Annotated in this window: 6 protein-coding genes and 1 pseudogene; 5 read left to right on the plus strand and 2 right to left on the minus strand. The window is 62.8% G+C overall.

Annotation, left to right across the window (positions count from 1 at the left end; translation table 11 throughout):
• The 3 genes and pseudogenes from EOA86_RS22315 to pqqE form a co-directional block, all read left to right on the plus strand.
• Positions 1–219: pseudogene (locus EOA86_RS22315) on the plus strand (pyrroloquinoline quinone biosynthesis protein C); the annotation flags it as partial.
• On the plus strand, positions 216–512 hold the full coding sequence (gene pqqD, locus EOA86_RS22320; RefSeq protein WP_128343604.1) for a pyrroloquinoline quinone biosynthesis peptide chaperone PqqD: 297 nt from the start codon (positions 216–218) through the stop codon (positions 510–512). The pseudogene EOA86_RS22315 and the gene pqqD, both read left to right, overlap by 4 nt.
• Positions 509–1,630, plus strand: coding sequence for a pyrroloquinoline quinone biosynthesis protein PqqE (pqqE, locus tag EOA86_RS22325; RefSeq protein WP_128343606.1), 1,122 nt, complete (start codon positions 509–511; stop codon positions 1,628–1,630). The genes pqqD and pqqE overlap by 4 nt, the downstream gene beginning before the upstream one ends.
• 11 nt (positions 1,631–1,641) lie before the next feature.
• On the opposite strand, the gene folP is transcribed toward pqqE, so the two are convergent.
• Positions 1,642–2,475 (minus strand): dihydropteroate synthase, encoded by an 834-nt coding sequence (gene folP, locus EOA86_RS22330; protein ID WP_128343608.1) that lies wholly within the window; start codon positions 2,473–2,475, stop codon positions 1,642–1,644.
• Between the two features lie 106 nt (positions 2,476–2,581).
• Here folP and EOA86_RS22335 point away from each other — a divergent pair, with 106 nt between their 5' ends.
• Both EOA86_RS22335 and EOA86_RS22340 read left to right on the plus strand, forming a co-directional pair.
• Complete coding sequence (locus EOA86_RS22335) at positions 2,582–3,052, plus strand: SRPBCC family protein (RefSeq protein WP_128343610.1); 471 nt, start codon at positions 2,582–2,584, stop codon at positions 3,050–3,052.
• A 22-nt stretch (positions 3,053–3,074) separates the two neighbouring features.
• On the plus strand, positions 3,075–3,500 hold the full coding sequence (locus EOA86_RS22340; RefSeq protein WP_128343612.1) for a GFA family protein: 426 nt from the start codon (positions 3,075–3,077) through the stop codon (positions 3,498–3,500).
• A gap of 129 nt (positions 3,501–3,629) precedes the next feature.
• Here the strand turns inward: EOA86_RS22340 and EOA86_RS22345 are convergent, their stop codons facing one another.
• On the minus strand, positions 3,630–4,349 hold the full coding sequence (locus EOA86_RS22345; protein WP_128343613.1) for a DUF899 domain-containing protein: 720 nt from the start codon (positions 4,347–4,349) through the stop codon (positions 3,630–3,632).
• Positions 4,350–4,900 lie beyond the last annotated feature (551 nt).

Consider the following 4,900-nt stretch of genomic DNA (forward strand, 5'->3'; position numbering starts at 1 on the left):
GACTTCACCCGACGGCCCGAACAGGCCTCGCGCGACGCCGACTTTGCCCTCGCCTACGTGCTCAGCCATGCCGACACGGCGGAGCGCCAGCAGCAGGCGATCGATGCGCTGGTGTTCAAATGCGATATACTCTGGGCCATGCTCGACGCGCTTCAACACGCTTATGCCGAGCCGGGAAACATCCCGCCCGGCGCCTTCCGTCCGGAGACAGCCCGATGATGGCGCTGCGCGAAAGAGCTTTGGTGTCGTCACGATCGGTGCCGTCGCTGCCGAAGCACGTGCGCATACAGTACGATCCCATGCGGCAGGCCTTCGCCGTGCTTTCGCCGGAAAAAGTATTTTGGCCGAACGACATCAGCCTCGACATATTGCGCCGCTGCGATGGACGGTCCACGGTCGGCCACATCATTGCCGACCTTGCCGCGGATTATGACGCCGAACAGGAGGCCGTGGCGGCCGACGTCGTCGCCTTCCTGCAGGAGTGGTCGGACAAGCTGCTGGTGAAGCTATGAGCGAGCCCCTTCTCCCTCCGATCGGCATGCTTGCGGAACTGACGCATCGCTGCCCGTTGCAATGCCCTTATTGCTCCAATCCGCTCGAATTGCTGAAGGCCAATCGCGAACTCGATACACAGACCTGGCTCGACCTGTTCTCGCAGGCCGCCGATCTCGGCGTTCTCCAGGTGCATCTGTCGGGCGGCGAACCGACGCTGCGCCGCGACCTCGAGCAATTGATCGCCGGGCTTTCGGCGCGCGGCGTCTACACCAACCTGATCACCGCCGGCGTCGGCATCGCCGAAGGCCGCATCGAGGCGTTTGCCGAAGCCGGGCTCGACCATCTGCAGCTGAGCTTCCAAGGCGCACGTCCGGCGACCACCGACCGCATCGGCAACCACAAAGGCGGCCACGAAAAGAAGCTGGAGGCGGCACGCCGCGCTCGCGCGGCCGGCCTGCCGCTCACCATCAACGCACCGATCCATCGTCACAACATCGAGGAGGTGCCGGAATTCATCGATCTGGCCCTCTCGCTGGGCGCGGAGCGGCTCGAGATCGCCAACGTGCAGTACGCCGGCTGGGCGCTGACCAATCGCGATCAACTGATGCCCGAGCGTGCTGCGGTCGACCGGCAGGCGGAAATCGTCGCGGTGGCGCGCGAACGGCTCACCGGCATCATGAACATCGATTTCGTCACGCCGGATTATTTCGCTGTCTATCCCAAGCCGTGCATGGGCGGCTGGGCGCGCGACGCGTTCATGGTGACGCCGGACGGCACCGTGCTGCCATGCCATGCCGCACAGACCATCCCGTCGCTCAGTTTTGAGCGTTTCGGACCGCGCAGCTTGGCCGAGATCTGGACGGATTCGCCGGCATTCAACGCCTTTCGCGGCACCGACTGGATGCAGCAGCCCTGCCGCAGCTGCGAGCGGCGTGAGATCGACTGGGGCGGCTGCCGCTGCCAGGCGATGGCGATCGCCGGCGACGCCGCCGCGACGGACCCGGCTTGTGCGAAATCGCCGATCCATGCGCGCATGGCAATGCTGATCGACGAAGCCCAGCGTGCTGCGGCAGTTCCTTCGAATGACGAACAATTCGTCTACCGGCGGATCGGCGTGGTGACCGAGCCCGCCTGACGCGCGCTCTTCTATTCCACCGACTCGCGCTCGCGCACCGCGTCGGCGAAAGCCAGTGCATCGCGATTGACCGCGACATTGTGCACGCGAAAGATCGAAGCGCCCTTCAGCCGCAAGATGACGCTGGTCGCCGCTGTGCCGACGTCTCGCCCCTCGTCGCTTCCGCCGACCAGGTGACGGGCAAGACGCTTGCGTGACGTGCCGACCAGCAATGGAAAACCGAGAGCGCGCAATTCACCGAAGCGAGCCATAAGCTCAAGGTTTTCCTCTCCGTCCTTGGCGAAGGCGAAGCCCGGGTCCAGCACGATCCGGTCGTCCGGGATGCCGGCGTCGCGCGCGATCTCCAGCGATCTGTTCAGAAACAGGAACTGGTCGGCGATCACATCCGCCAGTTTTTCGCGGCCGCGCCCGGTGTGCATTATGACGAGGCCGGCCCCGGTTTCCGCCGCGACATGCGCGATGTCGGGCTCGCGCTGCAGGCCATGCACGTCGTTGACGATATGTGCGCCCGCAGCGACCGCCAGGCGCGCCGTGTCGGCCCGATAGGTGTCGACCGAAACGAGGGTGCCGCCGTCGGACGACAGCGCCTCGATGACCGGGAGGATGCGCGATTGTTCCTCGCGCGCCGAAACGGCGCCGGCTCCGGGCCGGGTGGATTCGCCGCCGACATCGATGATCGCCGCGCCCTCGCCGATCATACGCCGCGCCTGCTGGAGCGCCGGCTCCGGCCGATCGAATTCTCCCCCGTCGGAAAAACTGTCCGGCGTAACGTTCAAAATCCCCATCAGCAACGATTTCGCGCCAATGTCGAGATGCCGTCCATGAGCAAGGTCCCAGCGCGTCATGCATCAACCTTCCGGCATACTAGAAGCCATTCGCGACACGATTGTCACTCACACGAGTCCGGTTTCCCCATCTACCTATGCTCGCGAAACTACAAGGAGCGTAGCAATGACCAAGGAAAGCTTTATCTACACGACCTATGTTGTCTCGACACCGGGAAAGGTGTTTGAGGCAATAACGAAACCGGACCTCGCACGGCACTACTGGGGGCACGAGAACGTCTCTGACTGGAAGCCGGGTTCAAGATGGGAACATATCCGCGCCAATGATGAACGGACCGTCGAACTCGTCGGCAAGGTCGTCGAGGTGTCGCCGCCGACCCGTCTCGTCATCACCTGGGCAAACGCTTCGCAGGCATCTGATCCGGCGAGCTACAGCCGGGTGACCTTCGAGCTCGAGGAATACGAGGCCATGGTCCGGCTGACCGTCACCCATGACGAACTCGAAGCCGGCAGCGGGATGGCGAACGGCATCAAGCGCGGTTGGCCGATCGTCCTCTCCAGCCTGAAATCCTTCCTCGAAACGGGTCAGGCGATCGATGTCTTCGCCAGGCAGCGCGCCTCCGAACGAGCGGCCTGACCCAGGACAAAGGACCGAGCAGATGAGCACTCTCTACACCGGCGGATGCGCGTGCGGCGCGGTGCGCTACGAGGCAAAGGCAGCCCCGATCTTCGAAAACCACTGCCAATGCCGCGATTGCCAGAAAAGAAGCGGCACCGGTCATGGATCCTATCTGACGTTTGCGTCGCGAGCGGACGTGGCCATCACCGGCACGACGACGGACTGGCGTATCGCGGCGGACAACGGAAATGTCAAAATCCATTCCTTCTGCTCGGTTTGCGGAACCCCGGTTTACTTGACATACACCGCCATGCCGGACCCGATCACGGTCCATGCCGCAAGCCTCGACGATCCGAGCCGGTTCAATCCGACCGTTGTGACCTACGGCAGCCGGGCCCTCCCCTGGGACAAGATGGAAACCGGGCTGACGACGTTCGAAAAGATGCCGCCAGGCCCGGCGTCATAGCGGACGCGCACTATCTTCATGAGGCGGATCTGCGCCCACCGCGGGCGCGGATCGAAGGCCCGGCAGGCAGAAAGGAAATATAGCGCACCTGTCACCGTAATTCGCGGTTGTGCCCATGACACTCACCGCTCAGCGATTGCCGTACTCGTCATGGCGGCGCCACCATGCCTGGGGGAACTCGAGCCCGTTCTCGTTCCTTCCCCACGGAGCCAGGTCGAGGAAACGGTAGACCCCCATAAGCGCCTCGGTGCCACGGGCGTAGGTGGAGTAGGTGTGGTAGACGGCACCGTCGTGGAGCGCGAAGACGCTCATTCCCTCCTTCTGCGGCTCGGCCGTGTCGACATGCTGATAGTTATAGTCGGCGCCGTCTCTCTGCTGCTCTTCGGTGAAGGCGGCGCCGAAGTCGTATTTGAAATCGCTCCCGAGTGACGAAACCCACGGAAAGCGCCAGCCCATTTGCTGCTTGTAATCCTGGAGCTCCTGCAACGGGGCAATCGATTCGCAAACGAGGGTAATGTCGCGGCCGTTCAAGTGGGGGATGACGCAGTCGAAGTGATCGGCGATCAAGGAGCATCCGGTGCATCCTTGGCGCTCATCGGTGAGCCGGTATCCGTAGCCGAACATGAAATGATAGACGAAGAGTTGCGAGCGCCCTTGGAAAAGGTCCGCGAGCGAGGCGCTTCCCTCCTCGGTCTCCAATAGATACTCCTTATCGATCCGAACCCACGGCAGCTCCTGTCGCTGTCGCGCCAGCTCGTCGCTCTGCCGCATGAGCCGTTTCTCCGCCTCGAGCAGTGCGAGCCGCGCTCCCAGCCATTCTTCGCGTGTTCCGGTCTTGTGTTTCGTCATCGCTCCTGTCTCCTTACTCGGGGACTTCCTTTCCGTTCCTCGAAGCAACTTGTTGCGTCAGGAGATAAACTAACGCCGGAGGCGAAACATGGTAGCCAGATGTGGGGCGGGTTTCCGATGGACTCCCTTCACGGATGCCAATGATGTCACTTTGGCCTTCGAAGACTACAAGCTGGAAATGGATAGCGCTCCCGCTCGAACACCTCTGCTCGATGCGTTGCGGACCGCAGGCTGAAAAAGAAGGACGGAGTCACAAGGCGACGGTGCTGATGTTCCCTCGCGGCGGGCATTTCCTGCTTGAGACACACGCCGAACCGGCGCCCTCCCTCTTGATGGAGTTCATCAAGCGAACACAGGGGGAGCGGCGACGGCACCTACAACGGCCAGCCCATGTCGACCCGAAGATCCTGCAGCCCGCCATGTCCGCTGATAACCGAGCAGCTGTCGACAACAAAACCTCGACTTTCTCACGCGCCTGTGGGCCGTGTGGAACCTGCGCCAAACTCGTGAGTTCCAGATAACGCCCAATCCATCCGGCGCTTTGGCTGATC

Origin of the sequence: Mesorhizobium sp. M5C.F.Ca.IN.020.32.2.1, from assembly GCF_004023105.1 — a bacterium.
In the GTDB taxonomy this organism is placed as follows: Bacteria; Pseudomonadota; Alphaproteobacteria; order Rhizobiales; family Rhizobiaceae; genus Mesorhizobium; species Mesorhizobium wenxiniae.